Origin of the sequence: Serratia sp. 2723 (assembly GCF_050434425.1) — a bacterium.
Classification (GTDB): domain Bacteria; phylum Pseudomonadota; class Gammaproteobacteria; order Enterobacterales; family Enterobacteriaceae; genus Chania.
The window spans coordinates 1-15,991 of the sequence record NZ_JBNDIN010000014.1 but is presented as its reverse complement, the minus strand read 5'-3'; the positions used below and the strand labels follow the sequence as shown (position 1 = coordinate 15,991).

Sequence of the window (15,991 nt, the reverse complement as noted above, 5' to 3'; positions counted from 1 at the left end):
CCTGTCCATTTCCCCATCACAGTAGTTCCGCTGCGGTACGTTCTCTATAGGACGAAAGCCCAATTACGCCTTTCAGACATATCCTTCACAATTACCACACAGTTTGCCTCGACGGTTTGGTCATCATTCTGACATATCTTTGATGTAGATCACGCCCGGCAGGCCGTATTAAAGCGGCTTTTTGGCCCTTATTCGGCAACTCATGCAGCAATAATGGCATTTCATTCCTCGGCAACGGCAGTTCATTCCCGATCCGCCATTGGCAACGATCGCCCCCTTTATAATAGGCCCATACCGCAGGGCTCTGGTTGCCTTGCTAATTTTGCCAATAGCAACGCCAATACAGGAAGGAGACCGGCCATGAACAGCAAACCGGCAAATCGCAGCTTAATCGTTCTAGGCACCATCATCTGCCAGATGGGCCTCGGCACTATCTATACCTGGAGCCTGTTCAACCAGCCGCTGGTAGACAAGTTCCACTGGGGCCTTGGCGATGTCGCTACCACCTTCTCAATCACCAGCTTCTTCCTGGCCTTCGCCACGCTGTTCGCAGGTAAACTGCAAGAGCGTTTCGGTATTCGCAATCTGACGCTGGTTTCCGGCGTGCTGGTCGGCCTGGGGCTGATTGCCAGCGCCCATGTGCAATCGCTGGATATGATTTATCTGTTAGCAGGCGTGGTGGTCGGTTTTGCGGTGGGTATCGCTTACATCTCTACGCTGTCCAACCTGATCAAATGGTTCCCGGACAACAAAGGGCTGATTTCCGGCATCTCCGTCGGGGCGTTCGGTAGCGGCAGCCTGTTGTTCAAATACGTTAACGCCGCCCTGATTAGCGGTGCCGGTGTCTCTGCCGCCTTCTTCTACTGGGGCGTGATCGTGATGGCGCTGATTGTGCTGGGTTCCATGCTGCTCAAAGAACCGGTGCAGATTAACCAACAGGCTAACCACGGCACACTGGGCAACGATTACACCGTGCGCCAGATGCTTGCCAGCAAAGAGTCCTATATGCTGTTCGTGATTTTCTTCGCGGCCTGTATGAGTGGCCTGTATCTGATTGGTATCGTTAAAGACATGGGCGTACAGCTGGCTGGGATGGATTTGGCCACCGCCGCCAACACCGTTTCCGCCGTGGCGATCTTCAATACCGCTGGCCGCATCATTCTGGGTACCCTGTCGGATAAAGTGGGCCGTATGCGCGTCATCAGCTTCACCATGCTGGTCACTATTCTGGCGATTGCCGCACTGAGCTTCGTAACGCTGAGCCATACGCTGTTCTTTATCTGCGTCGGCGCGGTCGCTTTCTGTTTCGGCGGCAACATTACCGTCTTCCCGGCGATTGTCGGCGATTTCTTCGGCCTGAAAAACCACAGCAAGAACTACGGCATCATTTATCAGGGCTTTGGTCTGGGCGCGCTGGCAGGGTCGTTTATTGCCAACCACTTCGGCGGTTTCCACGCAACTTTCATGGTGATGGGTGTGCTGTCGGTGATTTCACTGCTGATCACCCTGTTTATCAAAGCGCCGCAAGCGGTTGAGCAGGAAGAAGAGTCTCACGCAGAGCCGGTGTTGGCAAAAGCCAACGGCTAATGGCACCTCACCCTAATCCTCTCCCAAAGGGAGAGGGTACCGAACGAGTTGGGCTGAAAATATCGTGATTCTTCATCAGTACTGGCTGAAGAGACGATCGCAGTTGTTGAGATTATCTCTTTACTTCTAAACGAGCAGGGGCTAACAGCTCCCTCTCCCTGTGGGAGAGGGTTGGGGTGAGGGGTATCCCCAGCGTCTGCCGCAGATGAGCACCGGCCCCCAGCAGCCCCGGTTGGGAATGGGTGATCATAAAGACTGGAATTTCACGTACATAGTCTTTAAAGCGGCCCTTGTCTTCAAAGGCGGTGCGGAATCCGGAAGCCTTGAAGAACTCCATAAAGCGCGGCACGATGCCCCCGGCAATATACACCCCGCCAAACGTCCCCAGATTCAACGCCAGGTTGCCGCCAAACCGCCCCATGATCACGCAGAACAGGGACAAGGCACGGCGGCAATCGGTACAGCTATCCACCAGCGCACGCTCGGTGATGTCTTTGGGCTCCAGCTTCTCCGGCAGACGCTTGTCTGCCTTGACGATGGCACGGTACAGATTCACCAGCCCAGGGCCAGACAGCACGCGCTCCGCAGAGACATGCCCCACTTCACCACGCAGCACCTCCAGGATGATGTCCTCTTCTTCGCTGTTCGGCGCAAAGTCTACGTGGCCCCCTTCACCCGGCAGGCTCACCCAGCGGCGGTTAACATGCACCAGATGCGCTACCCCCAGGCCAGTACCCGCACCGTAAACGGCAATCGGTTTATCTTTTTGCGCTTTGCCACCGCCAAACTGCAACACGTCATCTTCGGACAGCATCGGAATAGCCATCGAAACCGCGGTAAAATCGTTAATCACTTCAAGGTGTTTTAAGCCCAGGCTCTCTTTCATCGCTTTGATGGAGAAGGCCCAGGTGTGATTGGTCATGGCGACCCAATCCTCCGTTACCGGGCAGGCGATGGCGATGCAGGCATCCTGAACCTCCAGCTGCAGCTCGGCCAGGTATTGGCGGATCACCGCTTCCAGGCTGGCAAACTCCAGACCAGAGTAGGTTTTCGCCTGGGCGATCTCGCCCGTCTCGACAGTACACAGCGCCAGGCGGGCATTGGTGCCGCCAACATCACCTACGAGGGCATAGGTCATCGGTGTTTCTCCCTAAAATGAATAATACGAAATTGGCTACACTGTAAAATCACGCCGCCCAAACAACAATCGGCATTCTGCGGCCCGCTGCTCAATAGCGATCCAGATCACATAAAACGTTTCAGCCAGACCACATTTCACCGATTTATACCGGCGGTTACAGATTGGCGCAAAAAACGTGAGATAAAAGCGATCGCATGCGGCTGCCAATAGCGAAATCGCTCCGTTGGCGCTATATACTATGCAAACCATTTCCTCTGGGGCCTGGCGAATCTGCTGGCTTTACTCTCTGTTTTCCCTGCCAATCAGGGACATAACAACAAGGGACCCTGCATGTTGCATCCGCGCGCCAATGCTATGTTGGCTTTCGCTCTGCCCGCGATCGTTATCGGTTCAGCCTCCAGCCTGATCCTCATCTTGCTGATGGAAAGTGCCAGCGTGCTGCAGAATTTGCTGTGGACTCGCCTCCCGGAGCTGCTCAATATCAATAGCCATGCCCCCTGGTGGACCATCGGTATTCTCACGCTGACTGGTATAGCCGTTGGGTTGATCGTACGCTTCGTACCGGGCCATGCCGGGCCAGATCCAGCGACCGAATCGCTGATTGGCATGCCTTTGCCGCTGGCCGCCGTGCCGGGATTGGCGTTAGCCTTGATGATCGGCCTGGCAGGTGGCGTCAGTTTGGGGCCGGAAAACCCAATCACCGCCATCAATATAGCCCTGGTGGTCGCACTCGGGGCAAGGCTATTACCTAAAGTACCCAGGATGGATTGGATCATCCTCGCCGCCGCTGGCACGATTGGCGCAATGTTTGGTACCCCGGTCGCCGCCGCCCTGATTTTCTCACAAACGCTGGGGGGAAATAACGAAGTCCCCCTGTGGGATCGGCTGTTTGCCCCGCTGATGGCCGCTGCTGCCGGGGCCGTCACTACCCAGATGTTCTTTACCCCGAACTTTGCCCTACAGCTTGATGCTTACGATGTGACCCGGCTACGCGATATCTTCAGCGGTTCGGTGGTCGCGCTGATCGCCATTGCCCTCGGGATGGTGGCGATCTGGTGCTTCCCACGGGTTCATCGCCTGTTCCATACGCTGAAAAACCCAGTGCTGATGCTTGGGCTAGGTGGCCTGCTGTTGGGTATCCTTGGAGTCATTGGCGGAGATGTCACCCTGTTCAAAGGGTTGGACGAGATGAAACTGTTGGTGGTCGACGGCAGTTTCACCACCAGCCAACTGCTGGTGATCACCCTGACTAAACTGGCCGCATTAGTGGTAGCTGCCGCCAGTGGTTTTCGCGGCGGGCGTATTTTCCCGGCGGTATTTATCGGTGTCGCACTGGGGTTGATGTTGCATCAACATGTCCCGGCGGTTCCGGCGGCGATCACCGTTTCCTGTGCCATTATGGGGCTGGTGCTGGTGGTGACTCGTGACGGCTGGCTGAGCCTGTTTATGGCCGTAGCGGTGGTGCCAGAGCTGCACCTGTTGCCGGTGCTGTGTATTGTGATGTTGCCCGCCTGGCTGGTGCTGGCGGGCAAGCCTTTAATGCTGGTAGTAAAATACCAACCTCCGCATGAAGACTAGGCCAGAGCATACTCGGCAGCGGCGTGCGCATGAATGGCCGTGGTGTCGAACACCGGCACTGCGGCATCTTGTGCGCTAACCAACAGGCCGATTTCGGTGCAGCCAAAGATGATCCCCTCGGCGCCCTGCTGTTCCAACCTGGCAATAATCCGCCGATATTCATCGCGTGAGGTAGCAACTATCTTGCCCAGGCACAGCTCTTCATAAATGATACGGTGTACGATATCGCGATCGGCGGCATCCGGCGTAACCACTTCGATAGCAAATTTATCCTGCAAACGCCCACGGTAAAAATCCTGTTCCATGGTAAAACGCGTGCCAAGTAGGCCGATACGGCGAATATTTTGCTGGCGTACCTGCAGTGCCGTGGCATCGGCAATATGGATCAGCGGTAGGCCGCTGGCCTGTTCCACCGCATCCGCCACCTTATGCATAGTGTTGGTACAAATCACGATGGCCTCGGCACCGGCAGCACGTAGCGAGGCGGCGGCCCCAGCCAGCAAACGGCCAGCGCCTTCCCAATCCCCCTGGTGTTGCAATCGTTCCACCTCATGAAAATCCACGCTGTAGAGTACGATTTTGGCGGAATGCAAACCACCAAGCCGCTGCTTTACCTGTTCGTTGATCATTCGGTAATAGGGAATGGTGGATTCCCAACTCATCCCACCCAATAATCCCAACACTTTCATTCGGTTCTCCTTGGCTTTAACGATCTGTCAACCAGACATTACCCGAGAACGACCTGACTGACGAAACAATTATTTGCTGCGCGAACTGCTAACCTGAGCCTGACGCGGCTCGAACCAACGCTGGCGCAGAGTATCGTAGAGCCAGTTATACGCCATGGTATAGGGCAGGAAGAACAGGAAGAAACCAAGCTCCAACACAAAGGCCTGCCACAACGAAATATTGAGCATAAAGGCCGCTATCGGCAGGCCAATCAGCACAAACCCGGCCTCAAAGCCAAAGGCGTGGCCAATACGCACTTTCAACGTTCTGATCACACGGCTCACCGGCCACAGCCGATCAAAGATCGCGTTATAGACGATGTTCCACAGCATGGCGACGGTAGATAACATGATCGCCAGCGCCCCTACCTGCGCAATCGAGCGGTTAAGCAGCCATGACCCCAAAGGGGCACAGATCATCACGGCGATAGCTTCGAACCCCACGGCGTGAACGATACGTTCAACCAACGACTTGTTTTGCAACTGCATACTTCACCTGTTTTGTGACCGTTATTGAAAAAGTCAGGTGATTATCATCGGTTTTTTGCGTAGATTAAAAATAGATCTCATCGATAAAGTAGATACATCATGCGCTATTCCCCAGAAGCCCTCCTGGCCTTTGTTGAGGCCGCCGCGTTAGGCTCGTTTTCTGCCGCCGCACGCAGACTACGCAAAAGCCAATCCACCATCAGTACCGCCATTGCCAATCTGGAGGCAGATCTCGGGCTGACGCTGTTCGATCGCCAGGCCCGCCAACCGGTATTGACGGAGGCTGGCCGCAAGGTGCTGGGGCACGTGCAGGAAATTCTCGCGGCCAGCGAACGACTCGATGCGCTGAGCATCCGCTTGGGGGACAATATCGAACCACGGCTGACCATCGTTTTTTCCGATACCTATCAGCCCAACCATCATGACAACCTGCTGAAACATTTCGAGCGGCGTTATCAGGATATCGAGCTGGAATGTATGATCGCCGAAGGGGAGGATGTGCTGGATCTGCTACAGACCGGCCGCGCTCACCTGGGGATGCTGGCGGTACAACCCACCTACCCCCCCGAGATCGCCGTCGCCAGGCTGCCAGAGCAGACCGAAATGGGGCTGTTTGTCGCTCATGACCATCCACTGGCCCACCTCCCGGCCCTGACACAGGCACACCTTGCCAGCAGCCGCCAACTTTACCTCAACACCTATACCAGCAACAGCACGCCAAAACCGCGCGGACGAGCCTGGTCGGCACCCAGCTATCTGATGCTGTTGGAGATGGCGGAACAAGGAGCCGGTTGGGCGATGCTGCCGCACTGGCTGGTCAAACAGTACGGGCAGCAACGTCTGACAGAGCTGAAAATGCGTGGCTGGCCGCAAACCATCTCGGTCGACGCCGTATGGTCCAAGCTTACCCCGCCGGGGCCGGCGGGGCTGTGGTTATTGGATCGTCTGCTGGAAAACGCCGCCGATCAAGCCGCCGCATTACGCGATTGAATGGCCCGCGATACGCTATCAAGCAGTTCGGGAATATCCATTTTTGGCAGTACCACCTCAATAAATACCAGTTGCTCACTGCCACCGACCTCACCAAGCGCCGCACGCAACTGCTCTGGCTCGGTGACGCGCAGGCATTTCACCTGATGATCGAGCGATAAAGCCTGCGGTAAGCGCGTCCAATTCCATTGCGCGATATCGTTATAGCGCTGTTCCGGCCCGTGGATGGCTCGCTCTATGGTGTAACCGTCATTATTCAGCAGCAGGATCACCGGCTTTTGCCCATCGCGCAGCATGCTGCCCAACTCCTGCACGGTAAGCTGAGCGGCACCATCGCCAATCAGCAATACCACCCGACGCTGAGGCTCGGCAGTCTGCACGCCAAACGCCGCCGGTAAGGTATAGCCGATCGAACCCCATAACGACTGTACGATAAACCGGCAACCCTGCGGCAGCGTCAACGACGCCGCGCCAAAACAGGCGGTGCCCTGCTCCGCAATCAGGATATCCCCCGGCTGCAAGAAGTCTTGGAGCTGCTGCCAGAAACCATGTTGATCCAGACCGCTGGCACTAGGATCCGGCAGCGCTGGTCGTTTGATCGAGGGCAACGTCCACTTGCTGGCTAACGATAACGTCAGTTGGTGTAGAGCCTTCACCGCGTCCCGCATCGGGACCTGGCTGAACACCTGCTGGCCAACCCGCGCCTCGAACGGCTGAATATCTATGCATTTATCCACGGGTAGGTTATGACTAAAACCGGCGGTGATAGCATCGGTGAAACGTACCCCGACGTTAATCACCACATCGGCCCCCTCAATCTGCAGCTTGACCTGCGGATCGCTGGCGGCTGCGGCATAGGTTCCGGTGAAACAGGCATGGGTTTCATCCAACACGCTTTTGCCTAACAGCAAGGTGGAATGGGGAATATTGACCTCATTCATCCATTGTTCCAGCACCGGTTCGGCACCAAAGCGTTCGGCCAGGAAATCTGCCAGTAGGGAAACCCGCTGTGCGGTCTGCAGTTTTTCCCGCGCGGCGGCGATAAATGCCTGTAGGGAGACCTCGGAGAGATTGGGCTGGCGCAATACCAAAGGTGCCGGGCGCGAGGCCAACGGAGCTTCGGCGACGTCACTTGGCAACAGCAGGTATACCGGGCGGCGCTCGTACAACGCGGTCGTCAAAAGGCGATCGATTTCTGCTTCGGCATTGCTGGCCGTCAAACTGGCTTGAGCGATGGTGACCTCTTTCGCCATGCGGGCAAAATGACCGAAATCCCCATCCCCCAACGAATGGTGCAGCAAATCCCCGGCACGCTGGGCTCGCAAAGCCGGAGCACCAACAATGTGGATCACCGACAGGTATTCGGCATAGCTACCGGCAATGCCGTTTATCGCGCTTAATTCACCCACGCCAAAGGTGGTCAACAGTGCCGCGGCCGGTTTGCAGCGGGCATAACCATCGGCGGCATAGGCGGCGTTCAGCTCGTTGGCGCAACCTACCCAGGTTATCTGCTGATGATCGATGACATGATCGAGAAACTGCAGGTTGTAATCACCCGGAACGCCGAAAAAGTGACGAATGCCAATCTGGGCTAACCGATCGAGAAGGTAATCTGCCACCGTATAGATCTTGTTCATGATCATCACCTAGGCAATGGGAGAATTGTTGGTATTAAGTATTAAAGATGCTGCCGAATTTTCGAACTTTATCGGCAAGAGGCACTGGAAACTTCACTTTACATCTGCGCACTAATGGCATGCAGTTGAGATCATCCATAAGCAATTTGAATAAATGGCGGACAATTAGCGTGATCTGGCACTCTGACAACCCAGGTGGAAGCGCATACACTGAATATCATTTCCCGCTGTCGATGAGGATTTTATGGTTTATCAAGCCGATCCTGCCCGCTACCAGAATATGGAATATCGCCGCTGTGGCCGCAGCGGACTGCAACTGCCAGCCGTTTCACTCGGTATGTGGCACAACTTTGGCGATAGCTCGCTGTATGACAATGCGCGCAGTCTGGTACATCGTGCCTTCGATCTTGGCATTACCCACTTCGATCTGGCCAATAACTACGGGCCACCGCCGGGTTCTGCCGAGGAGAATTTCGGCCGCATGCTGCATCAGGATCTCCAGCCTTATCGCGATGAGCTGATTATCTCCTCCAAGGCGGGCTACACCATGTGGCCTGGTCCCTACGGTGACTGGGGATCGAAGAAATACCTGGTCGCCAGCCTGAACCAGAGCCTGCAACGCATGCGGCTCGACTATGTGGATATCTTCTACCATCACCGCCCTGACCCGGATACGCCGCTGGAAGAAACCATGGCGGCGCTGGATTTGATCGTCCGCCAAGGTAAAGCGCTGTATGTCGGGTTATCGAATTACCCGGCCGACCGGGCGCGGCAGGCATTTGCCATCCTGCAGCAGCTTGGAACCCCTTGCGTGATCCACCAGCCGAAGTACTCGATGTTTGAACGCTGGGTCGAACCCGAGTTGCTGGATACGCTGGAAGAGCATGGTGTGGGGTCTATCGCCTTTTCACCGCTGGCCGGGGGCATGTTGACCGATCGCTATCTGCAAGGCATTCCGCCTGATTCCCGCGCAGCCAGCGGCAGCCGCTCACTCACTCCCGAGCAGATTACCGAAGCGAAACTGCAAAAGGTTCGCCTGCTGAATACGCTGGCAGAACAGCGTGGCCAAAAGCTTTCGCAGATGGCGCTAGCCTGGGTACTGCGTAACGGTCGCGTCACTTCCGTTTTGATCGGTGCCAGCAAAACCAGCCAGATTGAAGATGCGGTCGGTATGTTGGCTAACCGTAAGTTCAGCGCAGAAGAGATCGCCAAGATTGAGCAGATCCTGATGTAATCGCTTACAAGCCGCCGGTGGGTTATCGGCGGTTTTTTCACCCTCCACCTAAGATAACTCCCAATCCCCTGTACTCCCTATGGCTTTCAGAATTTCCCCAAAGGCAGGGTCGCTCCACGGCGCTAACATCCTTGGATAAATACCTCATGGATTTTACGCATAGCGTTTAAGAGCGAGGGATAACAACCGTTTGCATGGCCAAAACCTATACCGATGAACGTGCTTCATTATCGGTACCCGGCCAAGGGAGCCTAAATGTTCAAACCTCTGTTTACCGCAGCCATTCTGGCGGCGCTTTTCATGCCCATCGCCCCCATAGCCCATGCCAATAGCGTCAATATTGACTTGCTGCCGGGGGTCTCATTGCAGATTGGTGACCAGGACAAACGCGGCAATTACTGGGACGGTTACGACTGGCGCGATCGCGACTGGTGGCATGGCCATCAGGGACGTGATCTAGGGGAGCGCAGCCGCCGTGGCTACTATTGGGATGGTTATCGCTGGCGTGACCGCGATTACTGGCACAAAAACTACTACTACCATGATGGTCGCTACCGCAAGGCCGATAAATACTATTATAAACAGTATAAAAAGCACCATTATAAGAACAAGCATCATCACAAAAATCACCATCACGATCATGATGATTGACCCCTCACCTCACCCCTCTCCCACAGGGAGAGGGGGCTGATCGGCATCGTAATCAGCTGCAGAAGTCAGTCTGTAGCACGTTTATCCCCTCTCTATGAGTGAGGGTTAGGGATCCTAAAACAGGCTGCTGATCAGCAGATAACCGTTTAGCCCAACCACCACCAACACAATCAGTTTACCGAGATTCTGGATCAGACGACCATTGACCATATCTCCCATCAGTTCACGGTTGCCGGTAAACGCCAACAACGGCATCAACGCCAGGGCAATACCAAAGCTCAGCAGCACCTGGCTCAAAACCAGAATACGCGTCGCATCCATCCCCATCATGATGACAATAAACGATGGCATCATAGTGACCACCCGGCGTAACCAGATAGGGATATAGAAGCGGACAAAGCCCTGCATCACCACCTGCCCTGCCAAGGTGCCTACCACGGTAGAAGAGAGACCTGCTGCAACCAGGCTCAAACCAAAGATGGTGGCTGCCGCATTGCCGAGCAGCGGCTGCAACGTCAGGTAGGCTTGGTCGAGATCGGTAATGCCACTGTGGCCATTGAAATGAAATGCGGCAGCGGCGGTGGCCATCATCGCCAGGTTAACAAAACCGGCAATGGTCATGGCAATCGCCACGTCCAGCTTGGTGGCCGAATAACGTTCTGCTTTAGAGTCTTTACCAGCGGTCTGCGTCAGCGAGGAGTGCAAATAAATCACATGCGGCATGATGGTTGCCCCTAACACCCCCGCAGCAAGAAACACCGCATCACCATTCGGCAAATCCGGGATAGCCATCCCTCTAAGTAACCCGCTCAGCTGCGGCTGAGAAAACACCAGCTCCACGATATAGGCCATCGCCACAAACAGCAGCAGGCCGCCAATCACCAGTTCCAGTGGCTTTTGCCCGCGTTTTTGCAGCATCAGGATCAGGAAGGTGGCAATGCCGGTGAGGACTGCCCCCTGCAACAGCGTTACCCCCAGCAGCAGTTTGAAACCGATCGCGGCACCAATGAACTCGGCCAAGTCGGTGGCCATCGCGATAATCTCCGCCTGCACCCAATAGGCCCACACTGCCGGGCGCGGGAAGCGATCGCGGATATGTTCGGCAAGGTTTTTACCGGTAGCAATACCGAGTTTGGCAGACAGTAGTTGGATCAGCATCGCCATGACGTTGGCCCATACCACTACCCACAACAGCGTGTAGCCAAAAGAAGCGCCGGCTTGAATATTAGTGGCAAAATTGCCGGGGTCGATATAGCCGATGGCGGCGATAAAAGCAGGCCCCATCAGAGAAAGTTTGATCTTTCTGGACGGGCGGCTGGAGGAAGTATTGTTAACCGCGCGACTGTTCAGCATAGCGAAAACCCTTACTAATTTAGCTCGCCTTCATCTTTACTTAAATGATAATGATTATCAAGCGCATTTGCAGCGATAATGGTTATCCCTGCGATAGCCAAAAACGAGGTTTTATCGAACAGATCGCATGAAATCCTGGCGTTTACATCTACTCTGGATCACAAGGTTCAGAGCGGATCACGCTTGATAGTAAAACTAGCACAAAAATGCCACGAACACGCATATTTATTAACATCTTGATCTTTGGTGCTTTGCCATCATAGATTAGGACTATCTCCACTATGATTTTCCATATTTGTTATGAATGTCTCGTTTTTAAACTTGGCGTTACATAAAATGACAACCGAAATTCAGCCTGCCTCAAATTTGGAGCAAACATGTCCCATATTGCGCACTTTGCGTTAGCGTTAGTGGTGGTTGCGATCCTGGCCCTGTTAGTGTGCCGCGATCGTAAAAACATCCGCATCCGCTATGTTATTCAGTTGTTGGTTATTGAAGTGTTACTGGCCTATTTCTTCCTGAACTCGGAAGCAGGTTTAGGCTTTGTAAAAGGCTTTGCAGCAATGTTCGACAAGTTGCTCGGGTTTGCGGGGCAAGGGACTGATTTTGTGTTCGGCGGGATGGGTGATAAAGGTCTGGCCTTCTTCTTCCTGAAGGTGCTGTGCCCAATCGTGTTCATCTCTGCCCTGATCGGTATTCTGCAATACATCAAAGTGCTGCCGTTTATCATCCGCATCATCGGGACCGTGCTGTCTAAAGTGAACGGGATGGGCAAACTGGAATCCTTCAACGCCGTGAGTTCGTTGATTCTGGGCCAGTCTGAGAACTTTATTGCCTACAAAGATGTGCTGGGCAAGATGTCAGAAAAACGCATGTACACCATGGCCGCTACCGCGATGTCGACAGTTTCCATGTCCATCGTTGGCGCGTACATGACCATGCTGGATGCCAAGTATGTAGTAGCGGCGCTGGTACTGAACATGTTCAGCACCTTTATCGTCCTCTCACTGGTCAACCCTTATGACACCAGTAAAGAAGAAGAGCTGCACCTCGGCAATCTGCACGAAGGCCAAAGCTTCTTTGAAATGCTGGGTGAATACATTCTGGCAGGCTTCAAGGTGGCGATTATCGTTGCCGCCATGCTGATTGGCTTTATCGCGCTGATTGCCGCGCTTAACGGCCTGTTCAGCGCCATCTTCGGCCTGAGCTTCCAGGAAATCCTGGGCTACTTCTTCTATCCATTTGCCTGGATCCTTGGCGTGCCTAAGCATGAAGCGTTGCAGGTTGGCAGCATCATGGCGACCAAGCTGGTTTCCAACGAATTCGTCGCGATGATGGAACTGCAGAAAATCGGTGCTGAGCTGTCTCCACGCAGTATGGGTATCCTGTCCGTGTTCCTGGTTTCCTTCGCCAACTTCTCTTCTATCGGTATCGTAGCCGGTGCGATTAAAGGGTTGAATGAGCATCAGGGCAACGTGGTTTCACGCTTCGGCCTGAAGCTGGTTTACGGCTCTACCCTGGTTAGCCTGCTGTCAGCAGCCATCACAGGCCTGATTCTGGGTTAACAGTTTTAGAAGCTACAAGTTCTAGTCTCAAGACGCCCGATGAAGTTTATCGGGCGTTTTTTATTTAATGGCCCAATGACAATACTGCTCGAACTGAAGGGGAGGAATAGACACAACATGCGGCGGTGTTCTTACAGCACAAAAGCAAAAAGCCGACCCTAGGGTCGGCTTTTCAAATGGTGGTGGAGCTAGACGGGATCGAACCGTCGACCTCTTGCATGCCATGCAAGCGCTCTCCCAGCTGAGCTATAGCCCCACAAAAGTGGTACGCGTTAACCGTGCGTTACGGTATTCCCCAACCTTACTGAGATAAAAGGTTGGTGGAGCTAGACGGGATCGAACCGTCGACCTCTTGCATGCCATGCAAGCGCTCTCCCAGCTGAGCTATAGCCCCAATCCACAATCACGAAATCCTGTGAACGGGGCGCATGATATGAAACCCCAGAAACCCTGTCAACGGCTAAATTGAATTCCTCGATCAAGCGCTGAAAAAGCCGCCAAATCAGCGCGTTTAATGCCAAAAAACCGCCGCTTTGGGCACAAAATAAACCGGTAACAAAAAAGCCCCACGAATCGCTTCGCAGGGCTTTATCGGCTTATTTGGAAACTAGCTGTCAGGCTTGCGCTTCACGCTCGGCAATATAAGCCAACGCCTGGTCGATACGCTTGAGGGAGCGAGCCTGGCCGATAGCATGTACGGTAACGTCCATGCCCGGTGACTGGCCAGCGCCAGTGACCGCGACGCGCAATGGCATCCCTACTTTGCCCATACCCACACCCAGTTCGTCCGCGGTGCCCTGAATGGCGTCGTGCACGTTCTCTGGCGTCCAGTTGGTAATAGCGGCCAATTTGGCGCGTACGGCCTCCAGCGGCTGGCGTGCGACCGGACGCAGGTGTTTCTTCGCCGCATCGGCGTCAAACTCGCTGAAGTCCTGGTAGAAGTAATGACAAGACTCCGCCATCTCCTTGAGCGTTTTACAACGCTCGCCCAGCAGTTTGACCAGATCTTTCAATTCCGGGCCGTTACGGGTTTCAATCCCCTGCTGTTCAACATGCCATGCCAGATAGACCGCCACTTCTTCCGCCGGCATATGGTTAATGTAGTGATGGTTCAACCACTGCAGCTTTTCGGTGTTGAAGGCGCTGGCGGATTTGTTGATCGCATCCAGAGTGAAGAACTCTTTCATCTCGTCAATAGAGAAGATTTCCTGATCGCCATGGGACCAACCCAGACGCACCAGGTAGTTCAACAACGCCTGCGGCAGATAGCCGTCATCACGGTATTGCATTACGCCAACGGCGCCGTGGCGTTTAGACAGTTTTTTACCGTCATCACCCAGGATCATCGACACGTGAGCATATTCCGGCACCGGTGCCCCCAGCGCTTTCAGGATGTTGATCTGGCGCGGCGTGTTGTTGATATGGTCTTCACCACGGATCACATGGGTGATTTCCATATCCCAGTCATCGATCACTACGCAGAAGTTATAGGTTGGTGCACCGTCGGTACGGCGAATGATCAGATCGTCCAGCTCCTGGTTGCTGAACTCGATCGGGCCACGGATTTTATCGTCGAAGATGACCGAGCCTTCCTGCGGATTGCGGAAACGCACTACGTGTGGCTCGTCGGCAGTGTGGCTGCACTGGCTATCGCGGCAATGGCCGTCATAGCGTGGCTTCTCGCCGTTTTCCATTTGCTTCTCGCGCAGCGCTTCCAGGCGTTCTTTTGAGCAATAGCACTTATAGGCCGTTCCCTGTTGCAGCATCTCATCAATCACCGCGTTGTAGCGATCGAAACGCTTGGTCTGGAAGTACGGGCCTTCATCCCAATCCAGGTTTAACCAGTTCATGCCATCCATAATTGCGTCGATAGCTTCCTGGGTTGAACGTTCAAGATCGGTATCTTCGATACGCAATACAAACTCACCGCCGAAATGGCGGCTGAACAACCAGGAATAGAGCGCAGTACGAGCGCCGCCGACGTGCAGATAGCCGGTCGGGCTTGGGGCGAAACGGGTTTTGATTTTCATTGGGTTCACTGCCTTATTACGCAACGCGTGTCAGCGGAGTGCCGACGATTGCTCGGAATGTAAAATAGTGGGCGACATTCTACCACTCCATGCTAATTCCTCAACGCCGACACGCTATCGGCCGCTACGCTTTGCGGCCCGCTACGCACGTTACTGTGCAAAGAATCGTCCTGGTCGGCGATAAATATCGCATCCTGTCTAAATTTGCGGCGAACGATTGAAATCATTTTAAAAACCGTTGACTCACTTTCAACTATCCCTATAATGCGACTCCAACAAGACGGGGTGATTAGCTCAGTTGGTAGAGCATCTCCTTTACACGGAGGGGGTCGGCGGTTCGAGCCCGTCATCACCCACCATCTTGTTAACGCAGTAAGCAGTGAGAACAATGAGGGTGATTAGCTCAGTTGGTAGAGCATCTCCTTTACACGGAGGGGGTCGGCGGTTCGAGCCCGTCATCACCCACCATCATTCTCTCATTTGGCAGTATCTGGAAGTCCTGAAGTGGGTGATTAGCTCAGTTGGTAGAGCATCTCCTTTACACGGAGGGGGTCGGCGGTTCGAGCCCGTCATCACCCACCATTTCAGCTTCAAAAAGCAGTAAACCACATTCGTGGGTCGTTAGCTCAGTTGGTAGAGCAGTTGACTTTTAATCAATTGGTCGCAGGTTCGAATCCTGCACGACCCACCATCATTTAGAAAAAGGCGCCTTTAGGCGCCTTTTTCGCATATGCGCGCCACACTATCGTACCGTCACCCTCACCACATACGCAAAGAAGGGTCGTGTGGGTAAGGACCTGCGTTCAGGTTCGAGTCTCGCTTGCGAGACAACGGCGGCGGCCGGTCATCCTGCCAGACCCACCACCATTCAGAAAAAGGCGCCTTTAGGCTAATGCCGGTCACTTAAGGTGATCGGCATTGTTTTTAAAGGGATATTTTGCCCTTTTCTCCCTGATTTCTCTTTCATACTCCCGTTCTCGTCTCGGCGGCAGTTTTAGCATCGCTGCA

Annotated in this window: 11 protein-coding genes, 6 tRNA genes and 1 pseudogene; 10 read left to right on the top strand and 8 right to left on the bottom strand. The window is 54.3% G+C overall.

From position 1 onward, the window contains the following. Positions 1-360: 360 nt before the first annotated feature. A complete protein-coding gene (locus ABIE29_RS18800) occupies positions 361-1,587 on the top strand; it encodes an L-lactate MFS transporter (RefSeq protein WP_429620228.1) in 1,227 nt (408 codons plus the stop codon). Positions 1,588-1,774: 187 nt separating this feature from the next. Here the strand turns inward: ABIE29_RS18800 and glk are convergent. Next, positions 1,775-2,725: pseudogene (gene glk, locus ABIE29_RS18795) on the bottom strand (glucokinase); the annotation flags it as partial. 333 nt (positions 2,726-3,058) lie between these two features. Here glk and ABIE29_RS18790 point away from each other — a divergent pair. Next, the gene (locus tag ABIE29_RS18790; RefSeq protein WP_429620226.1) at positions 3,059-4,306 is read left to right on the top strand and encodes an ion channel protein; all 1,248 of its coding nucleotides are present in this window, start codon (positions 3,059-3,061) and stop codon (positions 4,304-4,306) included. Here the strand turns inward: ABIE29_RS18790 and ABIE29_RS18785 are convergent. Together ABIE29_RS18785 and ABIE29_RS18780 are read right to left on the bottom strand one after the other, a co-directional pair. Further along, positions 4,303-4,995 (bottom strand): aspartate/glutamate racemase family protein, encoded by a 693-nt coding sequence (locus tag ABIE29_RS18785; protein WP_429620224.1) that lies wholly within the window; start codon positions 4,993-4,995, stop codon positions 4,303-4,305. The two genes, ABIE29_RS18790 and ABIE29_RS18785, sit on opposite strands and share 4 nt — an antisense overlap. A 69-nt stretch (positions 4,996-5,064) precedes the next feature. Further along, positions 5,065-5,523, bottom strand: coding sequence for a multidrug/biocide efflux PACE transporter (locus tag ABIE29_RS18780; protein ID WP_429620222.1), 459 nt, complete (start codon positions 5,521-5,523; stop codon positions 5,065-5,067). A 99-nt stretch (positions 5,524-5,622) separates the two neighbouring features. Between ABIE29_RS18780 and ABIE29_RS18775 the strand changes: the two genes are divergently transcribed. Beyond that, a complete protein-coding gene (locus ABIE29_RS18775; protein WP_429620220.1) occupies positions 5,623-6,513 on the top strand; it encodes a LysR family transcriptional regulator in 891 nt (296 codons plus the stop codon). Here the strand turns inward: ABIE29_RS18775 and ABIE29_RS18770 are convergent. Further along, complete coding sequence (locus ABIE29_RS18770; RefSeq protein WP_429620217.1) at positions 6,489-8,150, bottom strand: alpha-keto acid decarboxylase family protein; 1,662 nt, start codon at positions 8,148-8,150, stop codon at positions 6,489-6,491. The genes ABIE29_RS18775 and ABIE29_RS18770 overlap by 25 nt on opposite strands. Positions 8,151-8,394: 244 nt before the next feature. Between ABIE29_RS18770 and mgrA the strand changes: the two genes are divergently transcribed. Together mgrA and ABIE29_RS18760 are read left to right on the top strand one after the other, a co-directional pair. After that, positions 8,395-9,384, top strand: a complete 990-nt coding sequence (gene mgrA / locus ABIE29_RS18765) for an L-glyceraldehyde 3-phosphate reductase (protein ID WP_429620215.1) — start codon at positions 8,395-8,397, stop codon at positions 9,382-9,384. A gap of 255 nt (positions 9,385-9,639) precedes the next feature. Beyond that, a complete protein-coding gene (locus ABIE29_RS18760) occupies positions 9,640-10,035 on the top strand; it encodes a DUF2502 domain-containing protein (RefSeq protein WP_429620213.1) in 396 nt (131 codons plus the stop codon). A 114-nt stretch (positions 10,036-10,149) separates the two neighbouring features. On the opposite strand, the gene ABIE29_RS18755 is transcribed toward ABIE29_RS18760, so the two are convergent. Beyond that, a complete protein-coding gene (locus ABIE29_RS18755; RefSeq protein WP_429620212.1) occupies positions 10,150-11,388 on the bottom strand; it encodes an Nramp family divalent metal transporter in 1,239 nt (412 codons plus the stop codon). A 377-nt stretch (positions 11,389-11,765) separates the two neighbouring features. Here ABIE29_RS18755 and ABIE29_RS18750 point away from each other — a divergent pair, with 377 nt between their 5' ends. Then, positions 11,766-12,953, top strand: a complete 1,188-nt coding sequence (locus ABIE29_RS18750; RefSeq protein ID WP_429620210.1) for a NupC/NupG family nucleoside CNT transporter — start codon at positions 11,766-11,768, stop codon at positions 12,951-12,953. A 180-nt stretch (positions 12,954-13,133) separates the two neighbouring features. Here ABIE29_RS18750 and ABIE29_RS18745 read toward each other — a convergent pair. The 3 genes from ABIE29_RS18745 to gltX all read right to left on the bottom strand — a co-directional run bounded on the left by ABIE29_RS18745 (position 13,134) and on the right by gltX (position 14,983). Next, a tRNA-Ala gene (locus ABIE29_RS18745) sits at positions 13,134-13,209 on the bottom strand. A 62-nt stretch (positions 13,210-13,271) separates the two neighbouring features. Further along, a tRNA-Ala gene (locus ABIE29_RS18740) sits at positions 13,272-13,347 on the bottom strand. A 220-nt stretch (positions 13,348-13,567) separates the two neighbouring features. After that, complete coding sequence (gene gltX / locus ABIE29_RS18735; protein ID WP_024485217.1) at positions 13,568-14,983, bottom strand: glutamate--tRNA ligase; 1,416 nt, start codon at positions 14,981-14,983, stop codon at positions 13,568-13,570. 283 nt (positions 14,984-15,266) lie between these two features. On the opposite strand from gltX, the gene ABIE29_RS18730 reads away from it, so the two are divergent. The 4 genes from ABIE29_RS18730 (at position 15,267) to ABIE29_RS18715 (ending at position 15,674) form a co-directional block, all read left to right on the top strand. Continuing rightward, positions 15,267-15,342: transfer RNA gene (locus ABIE29_RS18730), tRNA-Val, on the top strand. 33 nt (positions 15,343-15,375) lie between these two features. Next, positions 15,376-15,451 (top strand) — tRNA-Val (locus ABIE29_RS18725). A gap of 38 nt (positions 15,452-15,489) precedes the next feature. Continuing rightward, a tRNA-Val gene (locus ABIE29_RS18720) sits at positions 15,490-15,565 on the top strand. Positions 15,566-15,598: 33 nt separating this feature from the next. Continuing rightward, a tRNA-Lys gene (locus ABIE29_RS18715) sits at positions 15,599-15,674 on the top strand. The last annotated feature ends 317 nt before the right edge of the window (positions 15,675-15,991 follow it).

Coding starts and splice junctions, on each gene's coding strand:
- mgrA (WP_429620215.1), top strand. CDS start 8,395: ATGGTTTATCAAGCCGATCCTGCCCGCTACCAGAATATGGAATATCGC.
- ABIE29_RS18760 (WP_429620213.1), top strand. CDS start 9,640: ATGTTCAAACCTCTGTTTACCGCAGCCATTCTGGCGGCGCTTTTCATG.
- ABIE29_RS18780 (WP_429620222.1), bottom strand. CDS start 5,523: ATGCAGTTGCAAAACAAGTCGTTGGTTGAACGTATCGTTCACGCCGTG.
- ABIE29_RS18750 (WP_429620210.1), top strand. CDS start 11,766: ATGTCCCATATTGCGCACTTTGCGTTAGCGTTAGTGGTGGTTGCGATC.
- gltX (WP_024485217.1), bottom strand. CDS start 14,983: ATGAAAATCAAAACCCGTTTCGCCCCAAGCCCGACCGGCTATCTGCAC.
- ABIE29_RS18770 (WP_429620217.1), bottom strand. CDS start 8,150: ATGAACAAGATCTATACGGTGGCAGATTACCTTCTCGATCGGTTAGCC.
- ABIE29_RS18790 (WP_429620226.1), top strand. CDS start 3,059: ATGTTGCATCCGCGCGCCAATGCTATGTTGGCTTTCGCTCTGCCCGCG.
- ABIE29_RS18775 (WP_429620220.1), top strand. CDS start 5,623: ATGCGCTATTCCCCAGAAGCCCTCCTGGCCTTTGTTGAGGCCGCCGCG.
- ABIE29_RS18800 (WP_429620228.1), top strand. CDS start 361: ATGAACAGCAAACCGGCAAATCGCAGCTTAATCGTTCTAGGCACCATC.
- ABIE29_RS18785 (WP_429620224.1), bottom strand. CDS start 4,995: ATGAAAGTGTTGGGATTATTGGGTGGGATGAGTTGGGAATCCACCATT.
- ABIE29_RS18755 (WP_429620212.1), bottom strand. CDS start 11,388: ATGCTGAACAGTCGCGCGGTTAACAATACTTCCTCCAGCCGCCCGTCC.